Raw genomic sequence first — 18,941 nt, forward strand, 5'->3', positions numbered from 1 at the left:
CGCGGATCATCCGCGCCATGAAGCTGCCGGAGGCCGCCCAGCGCGGCTTCGCCTACACCGCGGCGGGCACCGCGGCCCGGCTCAACGGCGAGTTGACGCCAGAGCTGTACGCCGCGCTGCGATCGGCGGGCCCCGGCCGCAGGAGCATCGCCGTCAACGCCGTGGACGACACCATGACGTTCGTGCCGTTCCGGCAACTGCCGCTGTGGCTGAAGGGATGGAAGATCGCGTCGCGCGTACTGGACAAGCTGGAGACCTGGCGGTTGGAGGCGTCGTACGCGCTCATCGACAGACGCGAAGCCCTGCGCCGACGCCGCTCCAGGCCCTGAAGACAGCACTTTCGTCGAACGTCCGTGCCTTGTAAGTTCACGTGTGCATACGGGTTGTTGCTGATGTGCGTGCGTCGACGGGGGTTGCGTGATGGTGGGCCACAGGCCGAGTGACTGGCATGTCCTGGACCTGGACAAGGATCCGACCCCGGGCGACCCGCAACGCGTGCGCACGCTCGCGAAGACGTTGCACGACTTCGCGGACGACGTGTCCGAGGCGCTGCGTCTGGTCAAGGGCATGGCGGGGGAGACCACCCTCGCGGAGTGGGCGGGCAAGTCGGCGGCGGTCTTCAAGGAGGAGTTCTCCGGTGTCCCGAAGAACCTGAAGAAGCTCGAGAAGTCGTACGGGATGTGCGGCGATGCCCTGGCCGACTTCTGGCCGAAGCTGGAGCGCGCCCAGGCGCTGGCCGACCGGGCCCTCGTCAAAGCCCGGGAGGCCCGTCAGGACCTGACTTCGGCCCAGTCGAAGCTGTCCTCTGCGGACTCGTGGGTGACGCGGGCGTCGAAGGAGGCGGACAAGTACAAGGACGATCCGACGGGCAGCAAGTCGGACGCGGACAAGCCGGACGAGGCGAAGGTCCGCGCGGCCACCCGTGACGCGCAGCATGCGAAGACGGCGCAGACGAACGCGCAGTCGGCGGTGGACTCGGCGCAGAGTGCGCTGGACGCGGCGAAGAAGATGGCCGAGGACGCGCGCAAGATGCGTGAGGACGCGGCCCGGGACGCGAAGAACAAGATCGACGAGGCGTCGGACGCCGGCATCCAGAACCGCTCGTGGTGGGAGGACGTCGGCGACTGGTTCTCCGACAACTGGGACACCATCGTCGCGGTCTGCAAGGTCGTCGTCGCGGTCGTCGGCATCGTCGCGATGATCATCGGCGGCCCGATCCTGGGCGCGATCGTGCTGATCGCGGCCCTCGTGGTCCTGGCGGACACGCTCTACAAATACAGCAAGGGCCAGGCGTCCCTGTGGGACGTGGGGCTGGCGGCGCTGGACTGCATACCCGGTATGAAGGGGCTGACGACGCTCGGCGGGCTCGCGAAGGGACTGAGGTCAGCCGGCAAGCTGGGGCTCAAAGGCATGGCGCAGGGCGTCAGAGGGCTGGGGAGGTCTCTCAGGGGAGGCACCGGCAACCTCGTGAAGCGAGCCAAGGCACTTGCGGGCAGATGCCCCGGTGGCGACCCCATCGACATGGTCACCGGCGAAATGCTGATGTACGACACCGACGTCGAGTTGCCTGGTGTCCTGGCGCTGACGCTGAAGCGCACCCATCTCTCGACGTATCGAGAAGGCCGATGGTTCGGTAGGTCCTGGGCATCCACGCTCGACGAGCGGGTCGAGCTGGACGCCGAAGGGGTGTTGTTCGCCGCGGAAGACGGCATGATCCTTGCGTATCCCGTGCCTGTGGCCGGGGTTACAGCCATGCCGATCGAGGGGCCGCGGTGGCCGCTGGAATGGGATGGGCCCGACCGTGGCACCCTGCGCATTCACGATCCGGCGCTCGGCGTGACACGTCACTTCTCATTGGTCGCCGATCCGCTGCCGGACATGCCCTACACACTGGCACTGTCCGCGATCACGGACCGGAATGACAACCGCGTCGAGATAGCCCGGAGCGCCGACGGTGCTCCGACCGATGTTCGGCACTCAGCCGGCTACCACGTCGAGGTCGAGACGACGGACGGGTTGGTCAGGACTCTGCGGTTGCGTCACGGCGCTCACACCGACGACGCGACGACCATTGTTCGGTACTCATACTCGGTCGACCGCCATCTCACACAGATCATCAATTCTTCGGGGTTGCCCCTCCAACTCGACTACGACGACCGAGCGCGAGTTGTCTCCTGGACCGACAGAAACGCGAGTTGGTACAGGTTCGTGTACGACGGTGAGGATCGTTGCGTCGCAGGGCGGGGCGCTGACGGGTACCTGAACTGTGTCATCGACTACGACCCCGCGCATCGCGTCACCACGTATTCGGATTCACTGGGTCACGCGACCCGGTTCGAGCACAACGAGTTGCTGCAACTCGTCAGGGTGATCGATCCACTGGACCGGCAGGAGTCGCTCGAATGGGATCGTCACGGTCGGCTGCTCAAGCAGACCGACCCCATGGGACGGGAGACCGCGTACACCTACGACGAGGCAGGCAACGTCACTTCCATCGCCGGTCCCGACGGACGTCGAGCGACCGCCGAGTACAACCAATGGCACCTTCCCGTCATGACGGTCGGTGGCGACGGGGCGGTGCGCACCTACTCCTACGACGAGCGTGGGAACCGTACGTCCGTAGTGGAGCCCGGTGGTGCCACGACCGGCTTCACGTATGGACTCGGAGGTGCGCTCACCGGCATTACTGACCCTCACGGGGCGAGCGTCTCCATCGTGACCAATGCCGCGGGTCTGCCGGTGAGGGTCGCGAACTCGGCGGGCGCGTTCGTCGAGTACGGCCGTGACCCGTTCGGCCGCGTCGACTCGGTCACGGATCCGCTTGGCGGTGTCACTCACATCTCGTGGACGCCGGAGGGCAGGAAGAAGCAAAGGATCGCGGCTGACGGCAGCGTGGAGTCCTGGGTCTGGGATGCGGAGGGGAATCTTCTTGCGTACGCCGACCCCAGCGGAGCAACCACCACTTCGACGTACTCCCACTTCGACCAGTTGGCGAGCAGAACTGATCCCGCCGGCGCAATCCTCCGGTTCGAGCACGACACCGAGCTTCGGCTCACAGCAGTCGCCAACGACCGGGGGCTTTCCTGGCGGTACACCTATGACGCCGCAGGCCACCTGATCGCGGAACAGGACTTCGACGGTCGTTCGCTCAGCTATGCGCGAGATGAGGTGGGCCGGCTCATCAGACAAGTCAACGGCGCCGGCGAGTCCGTCGAGTACGTGCGCGACGTGATCGGCAACGTGGTGGAGAAGCGTGCCGGGGACTCGACAACGGTGTTCCGATATGACGACGCCGGGCAACTGGCGGAAGCGCTCTCGCCCGGCGTCCAGCTCACCTTCGCGCACGATGAATACGGTCGTGTGACCGAGGAGTCCGTCAACGGGCGAACAAGCCGCTTCCGCTACGACCTGGCCGGTCGCCGCACAACCCGAGTCACTCCTTCCGGAGTCGAGAGCAACTGGTCGTACACCATGGACGGCCAGCCGCGTCAACTGGTGGCGTCCGGCCATACCTTGCAGTTCGGCTACGACGCTGCGGGCCGGGAGACGGAGATCCGGCTGGCCGACGGCCCCGCGGTTGTGCAGTCCTGGGATGCGTTGCACCGGATGCGCAGCCAGAAGGTCTTCCCCTCGACGCACAGTGCTCCGGGGGCACCGGCACCTTCCATCGACCGTCAATACATCCATGGCCCTGTTGGTCCCCTCGAGGTACGCGAAAACCAGGGCGACCGGAAGCGCTTTTCCCTGGACGCGGGGGGTCGGCCGACCGGAGTCAGGGCGGAGGGATGGAGCGAAAGCTATGCCTACGACGATGGGGGACGACTGATCGCCTCTCATCGAGAGAACGCGGACGGTGTCCAGCACGAACCCACGCAGCGCTTCGCGTACGCCGGAAACCGGCTGACGCGAGCCGGCCGCACCAGCTACGTCTATGACGACCAGGGGCGGGTGATCCGGCGCACTCGCAGAACGCTCTCGGGCCTCCGCAAGAGCTGGACCTATACCTGGAACGCCGACGACCGGCTGACATGCCTCGTCACGCCGGATGGGACTACCTGGCGCTACACCTACGACCCTCTCGGACGCCGGGTGGCGAAAGAGCGTCTCGACTCCCTCGGGGACGTCAGCGAAGCGGTGTTCTTCGTGTGGGACGGCAGCCGACTCGCGGAGGAGATCCATGAGCTCGGTCCCGGAGCCCGAACCAGCATCACATGGGAGTACACGCCCGACAGCCATCGTGCAGTGGCGCAATGTACACGGGAATGGGCCAAAGACGCTCCCCAGGACGAAGTAGACCAGAGATTCAGGCTCATAGTGAGCGATCTCGTCGGCAGTCCCGTCGAACTGCTCACTCCAGACGGAAACGTGACGTGGAAGAACAGGTCGAGTCTTTGGGGGGAAGGGCGGCACCTTCAAGCGTCGGAAGAAGGATGTCAGCTTCGTTTCCCTGGGCAGTATTTCGACGCCGAGAGCGAGCTGCACTACAACCATTTCCGCTATTACGATCCATACACGGCGCGGTACGTTTCTCCCGACCCGCTGGGTCTCGCAGCGGGCCCCGACCACTACGGGTACGTGCTCAACCCGCTGGTCTGGTCCGACCCTCTCGGTCTCCAGTCCTGCCCTACGTTCAAGGGGCTCGCCTGGATGACCGAAAAGATGCTGAAGCGTCCCTCGTTCCGGTACCAGCGTGTGGTTTCCGGTACGGACTATGAGCAGATATGGAAGCTGTCCAACGGCCGGGAGGTGCACGTGGACGGTGGTCCCACCAATGGATGGATCATGGAGGCTAAGTTCACCGGCGGACGGGACGGTGAGTGGGCCAAGTCCGTCTATAATCCTCGTAATGACTTCTACAATGAGGCGAAAATCACCGACCAGGCCGCCAAGCTCCTGAAATTGAATGAAGAAATGGGCGGAAAGGGTGTGCGTTACGCGATATCCAATGAAGCCGGGGCTGCGCACTTCCGGGAATTGCTCGGAAGTCATTTCCCGGAAGCGATGGCGAGCGGTACGCTAGCGGTATTTCATGTGCCCGGAAACGGTATGAGTGGAATGAGTAAATGGTTGACGTAAGTGCGGAACTGGTTCGGCTGACCGATCTCGACGAGCTCACCGGGCCGGCGGCGGCAGCCGTGCTCGACGCGGCAGGCTGGGAGGGGGGCCGCGCCAATCCGGCGACGGAGTGGGTGACGTCCTGGCGCCGCGACGATGCCCATGCGTGGATTCAGGGGGACGGGCCCTCGGTGCAGGTGGAGTTCACCGTCTGGCACCGAGACGTCGAAGAGGAGTGGCCGGACCCGGACACATACATCGACGACCTCTACGACGCGGCGTCCGCGGAGCTCCCGGGACTCGTCGCCCAGTTGGAATCCGGACCCCTCGGGGCCAGGCTGGAGAGTTCGGAGGAAGACCTGACCGACGGTGCGGACTACATCGACCACACTGCGTGGCGAGTCTCGGGCAAGGTCGTCCTGGCCGGCGTCAAGCATGACGACACCGACGTGCCGGTGCAGCTCGTTGTGGTGGTACGCGACTACGGAGCCGGCGTGGAAGATGACGGCGGTGAGTGGTTGTAGGGGGCCTGGGGGAGGCCCTGGTTTGACCCCCGCCACCCCCGGGGTATTCTCTCCGGCCCGATTGGCCAGCCCCCCGCCCCGTATGGCAGACTAGCGGGGTTGCTCGGTCGAGTGCCGATGCTGCGCGCCTCCCGCCGGGAGGACCGGAAGCGAGTCCCACAGTACTCGTCGTCCCTGCTCAGGGGCGGACGTACGGGAATCTTCCGGGAAGTGTCAGCGGGGTACCGGCCAGGCACCCGGTGGGCTTCTCGCCCCCGGTCCGCGGTTCCGGAAGGGCCCGCACCTCCCAGAGCAGGGATGTTCGAACAAGGGACATCTGTGTCAGCGAGAGTGCGACACGCCCGACCGCGTGGGTCGGAGGCGGGGCGTGGAGACACAAGGGCCGCCGGGTCCAGAGCGTTACGAGAGACAGGACTACTGAGTAGCCATGGCGGGACAGAAGATCCGCATCCGGCTCAAGGCCTACGACCACGAGGTCATCGACTCCTCGGCGAAGAAGATCGTCGAGACGGTGACCCGCACTGGTGCGTCGGTCGCGGGCCCGGTGCCGCTGCCCACTGAGAAGAACGTGTACTGCGTCATCAAGTCGCCGCACAAGTACAAGGACTCGCGCGAGCACTTCGAGATGCGCACGCACAAGCGCCTCATCGACATCCTCGACCCGACCCCCAAGACCGTTGACTCTCTGATGCGACTCGACCTCCCGGCCGGTGTCGACATCGAGATCAAGCTCTGAGGGCGGTGATCTGAAGATGACCAAGCAGATCAAGGGCATCCTGGGCGAGAAGCTCGGCATGACGCAGGTGTGGGACGAGAACAACCGCGTTGTTCCGGTCACCGTCGTCAAGGCCGGCCCCAACGTCGTCACCCAGGTCCGTACGAACGACGTCGACGGCTACGAGTCGGTCCAGATCGCCTTCGGCGAGATCGACCCGCGCAAGGTGAACAAGCCCCTCAAGGGCCACTTCGCCAAGGCCGACGTCACCCCCCGTCGCCACCTCGTCGAGATCCGTACCGCTGGTGCCAGCGACTACACCCTCGGCCAAGAGGTCACCGCTGAGACCTTCGAGTCCGGCGTGAAGGTCGACGTCACCGCGAAGAGCAAGGGCAAGGGCTTCGCCGGCGTCATGAAGCGCCACAACTTCAAGGGTGGCAAGGCGTCGCACGGTGCCCACCGTGTGCACCGCATGCCCGGATCCATCGGTGGCTGTGCCACCCCCGGCCGTGTCTTCAAGGGCATGCGCATGGCGGGCCGCATGGGCAACGAGCGGGTCACCACCCAGAACCTGACCGTCCACGCCGTTGACGCGGAGAAGGGTCTGCTGCTCATCAAGGGCGCCATTCCCGGTCCGAACGGCGGCCTCGTCCTGGTCCGCACCGCGGCCAAGGGGGCCTGAGGTAACCGATGAGCACTGTTGACATCCTTTCGCCTGCGGGCGAGAAGACCGGAAGCGTCGAGCTCCCCGCGGAGATCTTCGGCGTGGAGAAGATCAGCATCCCGCTGATCCACCAGGTCGTCGTCGCGCAGAACGCCGCTGCCCGTCAGGGCACGCACAAGACCAAGCGTCGCGGCGAGGTCCGCGGTGGCGGCAAGAAGCCGTACCGCCAGAAGGGCACCGGCCGCGCCCGCCAGGGTTCGACCCGTGCGCCGCAGTTCGCCGGCGGTGGCGTCGTCCACGGCCCGCAGCCGCGTGACTACTCGCAGCGGACCCCGAAGAAGATGAAGGCCGCGGCCCTGCGCCACGCCCTCACCGACCGGGCCCGCCACAACCGCATCCACGTCGTCACCGGCGTCATCGAGGGCGACAACCCGTCCACGAAGGCCGCCCGGACGCTGTTCGGCAAGATCTCGGAGCGCAAGAACCTGCTCCTGGTCGTCGACCGCGCCGACGAGGCCGCGTGGCTGTCCGCCCGCAACCTGCCCCAGATCCACATCCTGGAGCCGGGCCAGCTGAACACGTACGACGTTCTCGTCTCGGACGACGTGGTCTTCACCCAGGCCGCCTTCGAGTCCTTCGTGTCCGGCCCCAAGGCTGCTGACACCGAAGGGAGCGAGGCCTGATGGCTACGCGTCACCCGAGCATCGCCTCCAAGGCGGCCAAGGCCGCCAAGGCCGCGCGCGTCGCCAAGGCGCGTCGCCACGAGGCCGAGGGCAAGAACACCGTCGTGACCCCCGCCAGCAAGGCGTTCACGGACCCCCGTGACGTGCTGCTGAAGCCGGTCGTGTCGGAGAAGAGCTACGCGCTCCTCGACGAGAACAAGTACACGTTCATCGTCGCGCCGGGCTCCAACAAGACCCAGATCAAGGAGGCCGTCCAGGCGGTCTTCTCGGTCAAGGTCACCGGGGTCAACACGATCAACCGCCAGGGCAAGCGCAAGCGCACCCGCACGGGCTTCGGCAAGCGTGCCGACAGCAAGCGCGCGATCGTGACCCTTGCCGAGGGCGACCGTATCGACATCTTCGGCGGTCCGACCGCGTAAGCGGGTCGGATCGTCCGATATCGGACGAGGACTGAGAAATGGGAATCCGCAAGTACAAGCCGACTACGCCGGGCCGCCGTGGCTCCAGCGTCGCCGACTTCGTCGAGGTCACGCGGTCCACGCCGGAGAAGTCGCTGGTCCGCCCGCTGCACAGCAAGGGCGGCCGTAACAACGCCGGTCGTGTGACCGTTCGCCACCAGGGTGGCGGACACAAGCGCGCCTACCGCGTGATCGACTTCCGTCGGCACGACAAGGACGGCGTGCCGGCGAAGGTCGCGCACATCGAGTACGACCCCAACCGCACCGCGCGCATCGCGCTGCTGCACTACGCGGACGGCGAGAAGCGCTACATCCTCGCCCCGCGCAACCTGCAGCAGGGTGACCGCGTCGAGAACGGTCCCGGGGCCGACATCAAGCCGGGCAACAACCTGGCGCTCCGCAACATCCCGGTCGGTACCACGATCCACGCGATCGAGCTCCGTCCCGGTGGCGGCGCCAAGTTCGCCCGCTCCGCCGGTGCCTCCGTGCAGCTGCTCGCGAAGGAGGGCCAGATGGCCCACCTGCGCATGCCGTCCGGAGAGATCCGCCTGGTCGACGTGCGCTGCCGCGCCACCGTCGGCGAGGTCGGCAACGCCGAGCAGAGCAACATCAACTGGGGCAAGGCGGGCCGTAAGCGCTGGCTGGGCGTTCGCCCGACCGTGCGTGGTGTGGTCATGAACCCGGTGGACCACCCGCACGGTGGTGGCGAAGGCCGTACCTCGGGTGGTCGCCACCCGGTGTCCCCCTGGGGCAAGAAGGAAGGCCGTACTCGTTCGCCCAAGAAGGCGTCGAACAAGTACATCGTCCGCCGCCGCAAGACGAACAAGAAGCGCTAAGGACGGGTTGAGATGCCTCGTAGCTTGAAGAAGGGACCCTTCGTCGACGACCACCTGATCAAGAAGGTGGACACGCAGAACGAAGCCGGTTCCAAGAACGTCATCAAGACCTGGTCCCGTCGCTCGATGATCGTCCCGGCGATGCTCGGCCACACGATCGCGGTGCACAACGGCAAGACCCACATCCCGGTGTTTGTCACCGAGTCCATGGTCGGCCACAAGCTCGGCGAGTTCTCGCCGACGCGCACCTTCCGGGGTCACGTCAAGGACGACCGGAAGTCGAAGCGCCGCTAGTAGCGGGGTGGAATGACCATGACAAACACTGAAGGGACAACCATGGAAGCCAGGGCCCAGGCGCGGTACATCCGCGTCACGCCCATGAAGGCCCGCCGCGTGGTGGACCTCATCCGTGGCATGGATGCCACGGAGGCTCAGGCGGTCCTGCGTTTCGCCCCGCAGGCCGCGAGCGTGCCGGTCGGCAAGGTGCTGGACAGCGCCATCGCCAACGCCGCGCACAACTACGACCACACCGACGCCGACAGCCTCTTCATCTCCGAGGCCTACGTCGACGAGGGCCCGACCCTGAAGCGGTTCCGGCCGCGCGCCCAGGGCCGCGCCTACCGGATCCGCAAGCGGACCAGCCACATCACCGTGGTCGTCAGCAGCAAGGAAGGAACCCGGTAATGGGCCAGAAGGTAAACCCGCACGGGTTCCGGCTCGGTGTCACGACCGACTTCAAGTCGCGTTGGTACGCCGACAAGCTGTACAAGGACTACGTCAAGGAAGACGTCGCCATCCGTCGGATGATGACGTCCGGCATGGAGCGCGCCGGCATCTCGAAGGTGGAGATCGAGCGCACCCGTGACCGCGTGCGTGTGGACATCCACACCGCCCGTCCCGGCATCGTCATCGGCCGCCGCGGCGCCGAGGCCGACCGCATCCGCGGTGACCTGGAGAAGCTGACCGGCAAGCAGGTCCAGCTGAACATCCTCGAGGTCAAGAGCCCCGAGACGGACGCTCAGCTGGTGGCCCAGGCCGTCGCCGAGCAGCTGTCCTCCCGCGTCTCCTTCCGTCGCGCCATGCGCAAGAGCATGCAGGGCACGATGAAGGCCGGCGCCAAGGGCATCAAGATCCAGTGCGGTGGCCGCCTCGGTGGCGCCGAGATGTCCCGCTCGGAGTTCTACCGCGAGGGCCGTGTGCCCCTGCACACGCTCCGCGCGAACGTGGACTACGGCTTCTTCGAGGCCAAGACGACCTTCGGCCGCATCGGTGTGAAGGTCTGGATCTACAAGGGCGACGTCAAGAACATCGCCGAGGTCCGCGCCGAGAACGCGGCCGCCCGCGCCGGCAACCGTCCGGCCCGTGGCGGCAACGACCGCCCGGCCCGCGGTGGCCGCGGTGGCGAGCGTCGTGGGCGCAAGCCGCAGCAGCAGTCGGCTCCGGCCGCCGAGGCCCCCAAGGCCGACGCGCCCGCCGCTGCCGCTCCGGCTGAGAGCACCGGAACGGAGGCCTGACCGAAATGCTGATCCCCCGTAGGGTCAAGCACCGCAAGCAGCACCACCCGAAGCGCCGCGGCATGGCCAAGGGCGGTACGCAGGTTGCGTTCGGCGAGTACGGCATCCAGGCCCTCACGCCCGCGTACGTGACCAACCGCCAGATCGAGGCGGCCCGTATCGCGATGACCCGCCACATCAAGCGTGGCGGCAAGGTCTGGATCAACATCTACCCGGACCGCCCGCTCACGAAGAAGCCGGCCGAGACCCGCATGGGTTCCGGTAAGGGTTCCCCGGAGTGGTGGATCGCGAACGTGCACCCGGGCCGGGTCATGTTCGAGCTGTCCTACCCCAACGAGAAGATCGCCCGTGAGGCGCTGACCCGTGCGGCCCACAAGCTGCCGATGAAGTGCCGGATCGTCAAGCGCGAGGCAGGTGAAGCGTGATGTCGGCCGGTACCAAGGCGTCCGAGCTGCGCGAACTGGGTGACGAGGAGCTTCTCGCGAAGCTCCGCGAAGCCAAGGAAGAGCTGTTCAACCTCCGCTTCCAGGCGGCGACGGGTCAGCTCGAGAACCACGGCCGGCTCAAGGCCGTCCGTAAGGACATCGCGCGGATCTACACCCTGATGCGTGAGCGCGAGCTGGGCATCGAGACGGTGGAGAGCGCCTGATGAGCGAGAGCAACGTGACTGAAGAGACGAAGGCCGCCCGCGGCTTCCGCAAGACCCGTCAGGGTCTGGTCGTCAGCGACAAGATGGACAAGACCGTCGTCGTCGCCGTCGAGGACCGCGTGACCCACGCGCTGTACGGCAAGGTCATCCGTCGTACCAGCAAGCTCAAGGCTCACGACGAGCAGAACGCCGCGGGCGTCGGCGACCGCGTCCTCCTCATGGAGACCCGGCCGCTGTCCGCGACGAAGCGCTGGCGCGTCGTCGAGGTCCTCGAGAAGGCCAAGTAATTTCCTGCGGGGCATCCCTCGCAGGTCAGTTCCGCCAGGCTCCGGGGTCCGTTCGCGCGAGACGTGAACGGCCCCCGGGGAACCGGCAGACAATCAGGAGATAGACGTGATCCAGCAGGAGTCGCGACTGCGCGTCGCCGACAACACTGGTGCGAAGGAAATCCTTTGCATCCGTGTACTCGGTGGCTCCGGTCGCCGCTACGCGGGCATCGGTGACGTCATCGTCGCCACCGTCAAGGACGCGATCCCCGGCGGCAACGTGAAGAAGGGTGACGTCATCAAGGCGGTCATCGTTCGCACCGTCAAGGAGCGCCGCCGTCCGGACGGCTCGTACATCCGCTTCGACGAGAACGCCGCCGTCATTCTGAAGAACGACGGCGACCCTCGCGGCACCCGTATCTTCGGCCCGGTGGGCCGTGAGCTGCGCGAGAAGAAGTTCATGAAGATCATCTCCCTCGCGCCGGAGGTGCTGTGAGCATGAAGATCAAGAAGGGCGACCTGGTCCAGGTCATCACCGGTAAGGACAAGGGCAAGCAGGGCAAGGTCATCGCGGCCTTCCCCCGCGAGGACCGCGTCCTGGTCGAGGGTGTCAACCGGGTCAAGAAGCACACCAAGGCCGGGCCGACCGCTCGCGGTTCGCAGGCCGGCGGCATCGTGACCACCGAGGCCCCGATCCACGTCTCCAACGTCCAGCTGGTCGTGGAGAAGGACGGCAACAAGGTCGTCACGCGCGTCGGTTACCGCTTCGACGACGAGGGCAACAAGATCCGCGTTGCCAAGCGGACGGGTGAGGACATCTGATGGCTACCACCACCACTCCGCGTCTGAAGACGAAGTACCGCGAGGAGATCGCGGGCAAGCTGCGTGAGGAGTTCTCCTACGAGAACGTCATGCAGGTCCCCGGCCTCGTCAAGATCGTGGTCAACATGGGTGTGGGCGACGCCGCCCGCGACTCCAAGCTGATCGAGGGTGCCATCAAGGACCTCACCACGATCACCGGTCAGAAGCCGGCCGTCACCAAGGCCCGCAAGTCCATCGCGCAGTTCAAGCTGCGTGAGGGCCAGCCGATCGGTGCCCACGTCACGCTCCGTGGCGACCGCATGTGGGAGTTCCTGGACCGCACCCTGTCGCTCGCGCTGCCGCGCATCCGCGACTTCCGCGGCCTGTCCCCCAAGCAGTTCGACGGCCGTGGCAACTACACCTTCGGTCTCACGGAGCAGGTCATGTTCCACGAGATCGACCAGGACAAGATCGACCGCGTCCGGGGTATGGACATCACCGTGGTGACCACGGCGACCAACGACGCTGAGGGCCGCGCGCTCCTTCGTCACCTCGGCTTCCCCTTCAAGGAGGCGTGAGCGAGATGGCGAAGAAGGCTCTCATCGCGAAGGCTGCTCGCAAGCCCAAGTTCGGCGTGCGTGGCTACACGCGCTGCCAGCGCTGCGGCCGTCCCCACTCCGTGTACCGCAAGTTCGGCCTGTGCCGCGTGTGCCTTCGTGAGATGGCTCACCGTGGCGAGCTGCCGGGCGTGACCAAGAGCTCCTGGTAGTCCGGTAATCCCGGGTTACTCAGGCTCTCGGTAAGCATCTGGGTCGGCAGAGGCCCAGCCCTCCATGCCTTAGGCTTGTGGGGTTGGGCGTCTGTCGCCCGTACGACTTACTACGCCGTAGGTCCACCGCGCCGCACCCGTCCCGTCTCGGATCGGGGAGAGGGATGGCGCACCAGGAAACCCCGGCGAGAGAGGCCGAAGGCCAATTCATGACCATGACTGATCCGATCGCAGACATGCTTACGCGTCTGCGGAACGCGAACTCGGCGTACCACGACTCCGTGTCGATGCCGGCGTCCAAGATCAAGTCTCACATCGCGGAGATCCTCCAGCAGGAGGGCTTCATCACGGGCTGGAAGACCGAGGACGCCGAGGTCGGCAAGAACCTCGTCCTCGAGCTGAAGTTCGGCCCGAACCGTGAGCGCTCCATCGCGGGCATCAAGCGGATCTCCAAGCCCGGTCTCCGGGTGTACGCGAAGTCCACCAACCTGCCCAAGGTCCTCGGTGGCCTCGGCGTGGCGATCATCTCCACGTCGCACGGTCTCCTGACCGACAAGCAGGCCGGCAAGAAGGGCGTGGGTGGGGAAGTCCTCGCCTACGTCTGGTAGCGGAAGGGAACGGAGGAAACAGCTATGTCGCGCATCGGCAAGCTCCCCATCGCGGTTCCCGCCGGCGTGGACGTCACCATCGACGGCCGTACGGTCTCGGTCAAGGGCCCCAAGGGTTCGCTGACTCACACCGTCGTGGCACCGATCGACATCGCCAAGGGTGAGGACGGCGTTCTGAACGTCACCCGCCCCAACGAAGAGCGTCAGAGCAAGGCCCTGCACGGCCTGTCCCGCACGCTGGTGGCGAACATGATCACCGGCGTGACCCAGGGTTACGTGAAGAAGCTCGAGATCAGCGGTGTCGGTTACCGCGTGCTCGCCAAGGGTTCGAACCTGGAGTTCTCCCTCGGCTACAGCCACCCGATCCTGGTCGAGGCCCCCGAGGGCATCACCTTCAAGGTGGAGTCCCCGACCCGTTTCTCGGTCGAGGGCATCGACAAGCAGAAGGTCGGCGAGGTTGCGGCCAACATCCGCAAGCTGCGCAAGCCCGACCCGTACAAGGCCAAGGGCGTCAAGTACGAGGGCGAAGTCATCCGCCGCAAGGTCGGAAAGGCGGGTAAGTAAGCCATGGCATACGGGCAGAAGATCCTCAAGGGCGACGCCTACAAGCGCGCCGCGATCAAGCGCCGTCACATCCGGATTCGCAAGAATCTCTCGGGTACGGCGGAGCGTCCGCGTCTGGTCGTTACTCGCTCCAACCGCCACATCGTGGCCCAGGTCATCGACGACATCAAGGGCCACACCGTGGCCTCGGCGTCGACCCTGGACACCTCGATCCGTGGTGGCGAGGCCGACAAGTCCGCGCAGGCCAAGCAGGTCGGCGCCCTGGTTGCCGAGCGCGCCAAGGCCGCGGGTGTCGAGGCCGTCGTGTTCGACCGTGGTGGTAACCAGTACGCCGGGCGCATCGCCGCTCTGGCCGACGCCGCCCGCGAAGCCGGACTGAAGTTCTGAGCCGGTTCCGTATCGCTAGCGGAAACAGAGAGAGGTAATTCCAATGGCTGGACCCCAGCGCCGCGGTGGCGGTGCCGGTGGCGGCGAGCGGCGGGACCGGAAGGGCCGTGACGGCGGCGCAGCTGCCGCCGAGAAGACCGCTTACGTTGAGCGCGTCGTCGCGATCAACCGCGTCGCCAAGGTTGTGAAGGGTGGTCGTCGCTTCAGCTTCACCGCGCTGGTCGTGGTGGGCGACGGTGACGGCACCGTGGGTGTCGGATACGGCAAGGCCAAGGAGGTGCCGGCCGCCATCGCCAAGGGTGTTGAGGAGGCCAAGAAGCACTTCTTCAAGGTCCCCCGCATCCAGGGCACCATCCCGCACCCCATCCAGGGTGAGAAGGCTGCCGGCGTCGTGCTGCTCAAGCCCGCGTCCCCGGGTACCGGTGTTATCGCCGGTGGTCCGGTGCGCGCCGTGCTCGAGTGCGCCGGTATCCACGACGTGCTGTCGAAGTCGCTCGGCTCCGACAACCAGATCAACATCGTGCACGCGACCGTGGAGGCCCTGAAGGGTCTCCAGCGTCCCGAGGAGATCGCGGCCCGCCGCGGTCTGCCGCTCGAGGACGTGGCCCCCGCGGCTCTGCTCCGTGCGCGTGCCGGGGCGGGTGCGTAATCATGGCGCAGCTCAAGATTACGCAGGTCAAGTCCTACATCGGCAGCAAGCAGAACCACCGTGACACCCTGCGTTCCCTTGGTCTCAAGGGGATCAACACGCAGGTCGTCAAGGAGGACCGCCCCGAGTTCCGCGGCATGGTGCACACCGTCCGCCACCTCGTGTCGGTCGAGGAGGTCGACTGATCATGGCGGAGCAGAACCCGCTCAAGATCCACAACCTTCGTCCCGCCCCGGGCGCCAAGACCGCCAAGACCCGTGTGGGTCGTGGTGAGGCGTCGAAGGGTAAGACGGCTGGTCGTGGTACCAAGGGCACGAAGGCCCGTTACCAGGTTCCGGAGCGCTTCGAGGGTGGCCAGATGCCCCTCCACATGCGTCTCCCGAAGCTGAAGGGCTTCAAGAACCCGTTCAAGACCGAGTTCCAGGTCGTGAACCTCGACAAGCTGGCCGCGCTCTACCCCGAGGGTGGCGAAGTCACCGTCGAGGGTCTGGTGGCCAAGGGTGCCGTTCGCAAGAACAGCCTCGTCAAGGTCCTCGGCCAGGGCGAGATCTCCGTGGCGCTGCAGGTGACGGTCGACGCCGTCTCCGGCTCCGCCAAGGAGAAGATCACCGCCGCCGGCGGCACCGTCACCGAGCTCGTCTGAACCCTTCAGGCGTCTCGATGACTTGAGCGATCCCACCGGGGATACCCCACAAAAGGGGTATCCCCGGTTGGTCGTTCCAAGGGAAGTGCTCCCGCCGGTAAGGTGGCCTGCGCTGCCCTCTTTCACGGGTGCGTCACATGAGGCACTCTGAGCGGCAGTTGACCGTTACTCACTAAGTCGTCAGTCGAACCTCAAGACCGTCACCCTTGACGCAGTAGCGCGGGGGTCGCAGGAGGCACCGTGCTCACCGCGTTCGCCCGGGCGTTCAAGACGCCCGACCTGCGCAAGAAGCTGCTCTTCACGCTCGGCATCATCGTGGTCTACCGGCTCGGTACCCACATTCCCATTCCAGGCGTCGACTACAAGAACGTCCAGGAGTGCGTGGACCAGGCGTCCGGCAGCCAGGGCATCTTCGGCCTGGTCAACATGTTCAGCGGTGGCGCCCTGCTGCAGATCACGGTCTTCGCGCTCGGCATCATGCCGTACATCACGGCGAGCATCATTCTGCAGCTGCTGACCGTGGTGATCCCGCGCCTGGAAGCCCTCAAGAAGGAGGGCCAAGCCGGTACGGCGAAGATCACGCAGTACACCCGTTACCTGACCATCGCGCTCGCCATCCTGCAGGGCACCGGCCTGGTGGCCACCGCCCGCAGCGGCGCCCTCTTCTCCGGCTGCACCGTCGCCGGTCAGATCGTCCCGGACCAGGCGATCTTCACCACGGTCGTCATGGTGATCTGCATGACCGCCGGTACGGCCGTCGTCATGTGGCTCGGCGAGCTGATCACCGACCGCGGCATCGGCAACGGCATGTCGATCCTGATGTTCATCTCGATCGCCGCCACCTTCCCGTCCGCCCTGTGGGCCATCAAGAAGCAGGGTGACCTGGCGGACGGCTGGATCGAGTTCGGCACCGTCGTCGCGGTCGGCCTGGTCATGATCGGCCTCGTGGTCTTCGTGGAGCAGGCCCAGCGCCGAATCCCGGTGCAGTACGCGAAGCGCATGATCGGCCGCCGTTCCTACGGCGGTACGTCGACCTACATCCCGCTCAAGGTGAACCAGGCGGGCATCATCCCCGTCATCTTCGCCTCATCGCTGCTGTACATCCCGGCACTGATCGTGCAGTTCTCCGGCTCCACGGCCGGCTGGGCCACCTGGATCCAGAAGAACCTCGCCGATCCCGCCGCGGTGGCGCACATCGTCCTGTACTTCTTCCTGATCGTCTTCTTCGCCTTCTTCTACGTGGCCATCTCGTTCAACCCCGAGGAAGTCGCGGACAACATGAAGAAGTATGGTGGCTTCATCCCGGGCATCCGGGCTGGCCGACCGACCGCTGAGTATCTGAGCTACGTACTCAACCGGATCACCTGGCCGGGTTCGCTGTACTTGGGCCTGATCGCTCTCGTCCCGACAATGGCGTTGGCTGGTTTCGGGGCAAGCCAGAACTTCCCGTTCGGCGGTACCAGCATCCTGATCATCGTGGGTGTCGGTCTCGAGACGGTGAAGCAGATCGAGAGCCAGCTCCAGCAGCGCAATTACGAAGGGTTCCTCCGCTGATGCGAATCGTCCTCGTCGGGCCTCCTGGCGCCGGAAAGGGTACGCAGGCAACCCGCCTTGCCGAGACGCTGCACATCCCGCACATCTCCACGGGCGACCTGTTCCGCGCGAACATCAGCCAGCAGACCGAACTGGGCAAGCTCGCCAAGTCGTACATGGACGCCGGCAATCTCGTGCCGGACGAGGTCACCATCGCCATGGCGAAGGACCGCATGGAGCAGCCGGACGCCGAGGGCGGCTTCCTGCTGGACGGCTTCCCGCGCAACGTCTCTCAGGCCGAGGCGCTGGACGAGCTGCTCGAGACCGAGGACATGAAGCTCGACGCCGTGCTCGACCTGGAGGCCCCCGAGGCCGAGGTCGTGAAGCGGATCGCCGGCCGGCGGGTCTGCCGGAACAACTCGGCGCACGTCTTCCACGTGACGTACACGCCGCCGAAGAAGGAAGGCGTCTGCGACGTCTGCGGCGGCGAGCTGTACCAGCGGGACGACGACTCCGAGGAGACGGTCCGCAAGCGGCTGGAGGTCTACCACACGCAGACCGAGCCGATCATCGACTACTACAAGGCGCAGGGCCTGGTCGTCACCATCGCGGCGACCGGCCCCGTGGACGAGGTCACCGGCCGTGCGCTGGAGGCGCTCAAGCGCGACCAGTAGTTCTCAGCCTCGGCTGCAGCCGCGGTCCCCAGCCCTGGGGGCCGCGGCTGAGCTGTGAGGTGGGGTGGGGCCGGTCCACCCCCGTATCGTTGGAAGCGTCCCGTCCCCTCCGGTCCAGAAAGGCCGCAGTCCCCATGGTGCAGATCAAGAGCCCCGAGCAGATCGCCAAGATGCGTGAGGCGGGGCTGGTCGTCGCCGCCATCCACGCGGCCACCCGCGAGGCCGCCGTGCCCGGCGCCACGACCAAGGACCTGGACCAGGTCGCCCGCAAGGTGCTCGCGGAGCACGATGCCAAGCCGAACTTCCTCGGGTACGGCGGCTTCCCCGCGACCATCTGCACGTCCGTGAACGAGGTCGTCGTCCACGGCATCCCCTCGGACGACGTGGTCCTCAAGGACGGCGACGTCATCTCCATCGACTGCGGCGCGATCATCGACGGCTGGCACGGCGACGCGGCCTACACGGCCTTCGTCGGCTCCGGTCACTCCCCGGAGCTGGTCGAGCTGTCCCGGGTGACCGAGGAGTCGATGTGGGCGGGCATCGCGGCCATGAAGCAGGGCAACCGGCTCGTTGACGTCTCCCGGGCCATCGAGACGTACATCCGCCGCCAGCCGAAGCCCGGCGGCGGCAAGTACGGGATCATCGAGGACTACGGCGGCCACGGCATCGGCACCGAGATGCACATGGACCCGCACCTGCTGAACTACGTCGACCGCCGGCGCGGCAAGGGCCCGAAGCTGGTCCCCGGCTTCTGCCTCGCCATCGAGCCGATGATCTCCCTCGGCACCCCCCGCACGGAGGTCCTGTCGGACGACTGGACGGTCATCACGACGGACGGCACCTGGTCCTCCCACTGGGAGCACTCGGTCGCCCTGACGGAGCAGGGGCCGCTGGTGCTGACGTCTCCCGACGGGGGCAGGGCGAAGCTGGCGGAGATGGGTGTGACGGC

The 18,941-nt window shown here is 66.2% G+C and carries 27 protein-coding genes; all 27 read left to right on the top strand.

Annotated elements, in window-relative coordinates; genetic code table 11:
- Positions 1–17 precede the first annotated feature (17 nt).
- Positions 18–329 (top strand): hypothetical protein, encoded by a 312-nt coding sequence (locus tag ACGF3J_RS04695; protein WP_237552415.1) that lies wholly within the window; start codon positions 18–20, stop codon positions 327–329.
- 166 nt (positions 330–495) lie between these two features.
- On the top strand, positions 496–5,076 hold the full coding sequence (locus ACGF3J_RS04700; RefSeq protein WP_161327700.1) for an RHS repeat-associated core domain-containing protein: 4,581 nt from the start codon (positions 496–498) through the stop codon (positions 5,074–5,076).
- Positions 5,064–5,579: a hypothetical protein gene (locus tag ACGF3J_RS04705; RefSeq protein ID WP_161327699.1), complete on the top strand. Its 516-nt coding sequence runs from the start codon at positions 5,064–5,066 to the stop codon at positions 5,577–5,579. Before ACGF3J_RS04700 ends, ACGF3J_RS04705 begins: the two co-directional genes overlap by 13 nt.
- Positions 5,580–6,006: 427 nt before the next feature.
- Positions 6,007–6,315 carry a 30S ribosomal protein S10 gene (gene rpsJ / locus ACGF3J_RS04710; protein WP_003948644.1) on the top strand — a complete coding sequence of 103 codons (309 nt, stop codon included), beginning with the start codon at positions 6,007–6,009 and terminating at the stop codon, positions 6,313–6,315.
- Between the two features lie 16 nt (positions 6,316–6,331).
- On the top strand, positions 6,332–6,976 hold the full coding sequence (gene rplC / locus ACGF3J_RS04715) for a 50S ribosomal protein L3 (RefSeq protein WP_161327698.1): 645 nt from the start codon (positions 6,332–6,334) through the stop codon (positions 6,974–6,976).
- An 8-nt stretch (positions 6,977–6,984) separates the two neighbouring features.
- Entirely contained in the window at positions 6,985–7,641 is a 657-nt protein-coding gene (rplD, locus tag ACGF3J_RS04720; protein WP_122615757.1) for a 50S ribosomal protein L4, read from the top strand.
- The gene (gene rplW / locus ACGF3J_RS04725; RefSeq protein ID WP_161163020.1) at positions 7,641–8,060 is read left to right on the top strand and encodes a 50S ribosomal protein L23; all 420 of its coding nucleotides are present in this window, start codon (positions 7,641–7,643) and stop codon (positions 8,058–8,060) included. Before rplD ends, rplW begins: the two co-directional genes overlap by 1 nt.
- Positions 8,061–8,098: 38 nt before the next feature.
- Positions 8,099–8,935, top strand: coding sequence for a 50S ribosomal protein L2 (gene rplB / locus ACGF3J_RS04730; RefSeq protein WP_019329639.1), 837 nt, complete (start codon positions 8,099–8,101; stop codon positions 8,933–8,935).
- 12 nt (positions 8,936–8,947) lie between these two features.
- A complete protein-coding gene (gene rpsS, locus ACGF3J_RS04735; RefSeq protein ID WP_055418366.1) occupies positions 8,948–9,229 on the top strand; it encodes a 30S ribosomal protein S19 in 282 nt (93 codons plus the stop codon).
- A gap of 42 nt (positions 9,230–9,271) precedes the next feature.
- Positions 9,272–9,619, top strand: a complete 348-nt coding sequence (gene rplV / locus ACGF3J_RS04740; protein WP_003974262.1) for a 50S ribosomal protein L22 — start codon at positions 9,272–9,274, stop codon at positions 9,617–9,619.
- Positions 9,619–10,449: a 30S ribosomal protein S3 gene (gene rpsC, locus ACGF3J_RS04745; protein ID WP_064729357.1), complete on the top strand. Its 831-nt coding sequence runs from the start codon at positions 9,619–9,621 to the stop codon at positions 10,447–10,449. The genes rplV and rpsC overlap by 1 nt, the downstream gene beginning before the upstream one ends.
- A gap of 5 nt (positions 10,450–10,454) precedes the next feature.
- Positions 10,455–10,874 (top strand): 50S ribosomal protein L16, encoded by a 420-nt coding sequence (gene rplP / locus ACGF3J_RS04750; protein ID WP_003974260.1) that lies wholly within the window; start codon positions 10,455–10,457, stop codon positions 10,872–10,874.
- Positions 10,874–11,098 (top strand): 50S ribosomal protein L29, encoded by a 225-nt coding sequence (gene rpmC, locus ACGF3J_RS04755; RefSeq protein ID WP_003998824.1) that lies wholly within the window; start codon positions 10,874–10,876, stop codon positions 11,096–11,098. The genes rplP and rpmC overlap by 1 nt, the downstream gene beginning before the upstream one ends.
- A complete protein-coding gene (rpsQ, locus tag ACGF3J_RS04760) occupies positions 11,098–11,385 on the top strand; it encodes a 30S ribosomal protein S17 (RefSeq protein WP_122615760.1) in 288 nt (95 codons plus the stop codon). The genes rpmC and rpsQ overlap by 1 nt, the downstream gene beginning before the upstream one ends.
- 106 nt (positions 11,386–11,491) lie before the next feature.
- Positions 11,492–11,860 (top strand): 50S ribosomal protein L14, encoded by a 369-nt coding sequence (gene rplN, locus ACGF3J_RS04765; RefSeq protein WP_003992364.1) that lies wholly within the window; start codon positions 11,492–11,494, stop codon positions 11,858–11,860.
- 2 nt (positions 11,861–11,862) lie between these two features.
- Positions 11,863–12,186: a 50S ribosomal protein L24 gene (gene rplX, locus ACGF3J_RS04770; protein ID WP_003992365.1), complete on the top strand. Its 324-nt coding sequence runs from the start codon at positions 11,863–11,865 to the stop codon at positions 12,184–12,186.
- Positions 12,186–12,743 (top strand): 50S ribosomal protein L5, encoded by a 558-nt coding sequence (rplE, locus tag ACGF3J_RS04775; protein WP_153486744.1) that lies wholly within the window; start codon positions 12,186–12,188, stop codon positions 12,741–12,743. The genes rplX and rplE overlap by 1 nt, the downstream gene beginning before the upstream one ends.
- A gap of 5 nt (positions 12,744–12,748) precedes the next feature.
- Entirely contained in the window at positions 12,749–12,934 is a 186-nt protein-coding gene (locus ACGF3J_RS04780; RefSeq protein ID WP_003948630.1) for a type Z 30S ribosomal protein S14, read from the top strand.
- Between the two features lie 209 nt (positions 12,935–13,143).
- Positions 13,144–13,542 (top strand): 30S ribosomal protein S8, encoded by a 399-nt coding sequence (gene rpsH, locus ACGF3J_RS04785; protein ID WP_064729359.1) that lies wholly within the window; start codon positions 13,144–13,146, stop codon positions 13,540–13,542.
- Positions 13,543–13,566: 24 nt separating this feature from the next.
- Positions 13,567–14,106: a 50S ribosomal protein L6 gene (rplF, locus tag ACGF3J_RS04790; protein WP_055418362.1), complete on the top strand. Its 540-nt coding sequence runs from the start codon at positions 13,567–13,569 to the stop codon at positions 14,104–14,106.
- Positions 14,107–14,109: 3 nt separating this feature from the next.
- Positions 14,110–14,493: a 50S ribosomal protein L18 gene (rplR, locus tag ACGF3J_RS04795; RefSeq protein WP_064729360.1), complete on the top strand. Its 384-nt coding sequence runs from the start codon at positions 14,110–14,112 to the stop codon at positions 14,491–14,493.
- A gap of 43 nt (positions 14,494–14,536) precedes the next feature.
- On the top strand, positions 14,537–15,142 hold the full coding sequence (rpsE, locus tag ACGF3J_RS04800) for a 30S ribosomal protein S5 (RefSeq protein ID WP_004927232.1): 606 nt from the start codon (positions 14,537–14,539) through the stop codon (positions 15,140–15,142).
- Positions 15,143–15,144: 2 nt separating this feature from the next.
- Positions 15,145–15,327: a 50S ribosomal protein L30 gene (gene rpmD / locus ACGF3J_RS04805; protein ID WP_006140898.1), complete on the top strand. Its 183-nt coding sequence runs from the start codon at positions 15,145–15,147 to the stop codon at positions 15,325–15,327.
- A gap of 2 nt (positions 15,328–15,329) precedes the next feature.
- The gene (rplO, locus tag ACGF3J_RS04810) at positions 15,330–15,785 is read left to right on the top strand and encodes a 50S ribosomal protein L15 (RefSeq protein WP_023547373.1); all 456 of its coding nucleotides are present in this window, start codon (positions 15,330–15,332) and stop codon (positions 15,783–15,785) included.
- Between the two features lie 240 nt (positions 15,786–16,025).
- Positions 16,026–17,339, top strand: a complete 1,314-nt coding sequence (gene secY / locus ACGF3J_RS04815) for a preprotein translocase subunit SecY (protein ID WP_161330404.1) — start codon at positions 16,026–16,028, stop codon at positions 17,337–17,339.
- On the top strand, positions 17,339–17,992 hold the full coding sequence (locus tag ACGF3J_RS04820) for an adenylate kinase (RefSeq protein ID WP_125492624.1): 654 nt from the start codon (positions 17,339–17,341) through the stop codon (positions 17,990–17,992). The genes secY and ACGF3J_RS04820 overlap by 1 nt, the downstream gene beginning before the upstream one ends.
- Before the next feature lie 134 nt (positions 17,993–18,126).
- A partial coding sequence (gene map, locus ACGF3J_RS04825) for a type I methionyl aminopeptidase (protein ID WP_393853485.1) occupies positions 18,127–18,941 on the top strand: 815 nt, incomplete at its 3' end.

It is taken from the genome of Streptomyces sp. NPDC048171, from assembly GCF_043202655.1.
In the GTDB taxonomy this organism is placed as follows: Bacteria; Actinomycetota; Actinomycetes; order Streptomycetales; family Streptomycetaceae; genus Streptomyces.

Coding starts and splice junctions, on each gene's coding strand:
- rplB (WP_019329639.1), top strand. CDS start 8,099: ATGGGAATCCGCAAGTACAAGCCGACTACGCCGGGCCGCCGTGGCTCC.
- rplP (WP_003974260.1), top strand. CDS start 10,455: ATGCTGATCCCCCGTAGGGTCAAGCACCGCAAGCAGCACCACCCGAAG.
- rplW (WP_161163020.1), top strand. CDS start 7,641: ATGGCTACGCGTCACCCGAGCATCGCCTCCAAGGCGGCCAAGGCCGCC.
- ACGF3J_RS04705 (WP_161327699.1), top strand. CDS start 5,064: ATGGTTGACGTAAGTGCGGAACTGGTTCGGCTGACCGATCTCGACGAG.
- rpmC (WP_003998824.1), top strand. CDS start 10,874: ATGTCGGCCGGTACCAAGGCGTCCGAGCTGCGCGAACTGGGTGACGAG.
- ACGF3J_RS04780 (WP_003948630.1), top strand. CDS start 12,749: ATGGCGAAGAAGGCTCTCATCGCGAAGGCTGCTCGCAAGCCCAAGTTC.
- rplO (WP_023547373.1), top strand. CDS start 15,330: ATGGCGGAGCAGAACCCGCTCAAGATCCACAACCTTCGTCCCGCCCCG.
- rplF (WP_055418362.1), top strand. CDS start 13,567: ATGTCGCGCATCGGCAAGCTCCCCATCGCGGTTCCCGCCGGCGTGGAC.
- rpsJ (WP_003948644.1), top strand. CDS start 6,007: ATGGCGGGACAGAAGATCCGCATCCGGCTCAAGGCCTACGACCACGAG.
- rplC (WP_161327698.1), top strand. CDS start 6,332: ATGACCAAGCAGATCAAGGGCATCCTGGGCGAGAAGCTCGGCATGACG.
- rpsE (WP_004927232.1), top strand. CDS start 14,537: ATGGCTGGACCCCAGCGCCGCGGTGGCGGTGCCGGTGGCGGCGAGCGG.
- rpmD (WP_006140898.1), top strand. CDS start 15,145: ATGGCGCAGCTCAAGATTACGCAGGTCAAGTCCTACATCGGCAGCAAG.
- rplX (WP_003992365.1), top strand. CDS start 11,863: ATGAAGATCAAGAAGGGCGACCTGGTCCAGGTCATCACCGGTAAGGAC.
- rpsQ (WP_122615760.1), top strand. CDS start 11,098: ATGAGCGAGAGCAACGTGACTGAAGAGACGAAGGCCGCCCGCGGCTTC.
- rpsH (WP_064729359.1), top strand. CDS start 13,144: ATGACCATGACTGATCCGATCGCAGACATGCTTACGCGTCTGCGGAAC.
- rplR (WP_064729360.1), top strand. CDS start 14,110: ATGGCATACGGGCAGAAGATCCTCAAGGGCGACGCCTACAAGCGCGCC.
- rplD (WP_122615757.1), top strand. CDS start 6,985: ATGAGCACTGTTGACATCCTTTCGCCTGCGGGCGAGAAGACCGGAAGC.
- rpsS (WP_055418366.1), top strand. CDS start 8,948: ATGCCTCGTAGCTTGAAGAAGGGACCCTTCGTCGACGACCACCTGATC.
- rplE (WP_153486744.1), top strand. CDS start 12,186: ATGGCTACCACCACCACTCCGCGTCTGAAGACGAAGTACCGCGAGGAG.
- ACGF3J_RS04695 (WP_237552415.1), top strand. CDS start 18: ATGAAGCTGCCGGAGGCCGCCCAGCGCGGCTTCGCCTACACCGCGGCG.
- rplV (WP_003974262.1), top strand. CDS start 9,272: ATGGAAGCCAGGGCCCAGGCGCGGTACATCCGCGTCACGCCCATGAAG.
- ACGF3J_RS04820 (WP_125492624.1), top strand. CDS start 17,339: ATGCGAATCGTCCTCGTCGGGCCTCCTGGCGCCGGAAAGGGTACGCAG.
- rpsC (WP_064729357.1), top strand. CDS start 9,619: ATGGGCCAGAAGGTAAACCCGCACGGGTTCCGGCTCGGTGTCACGACC.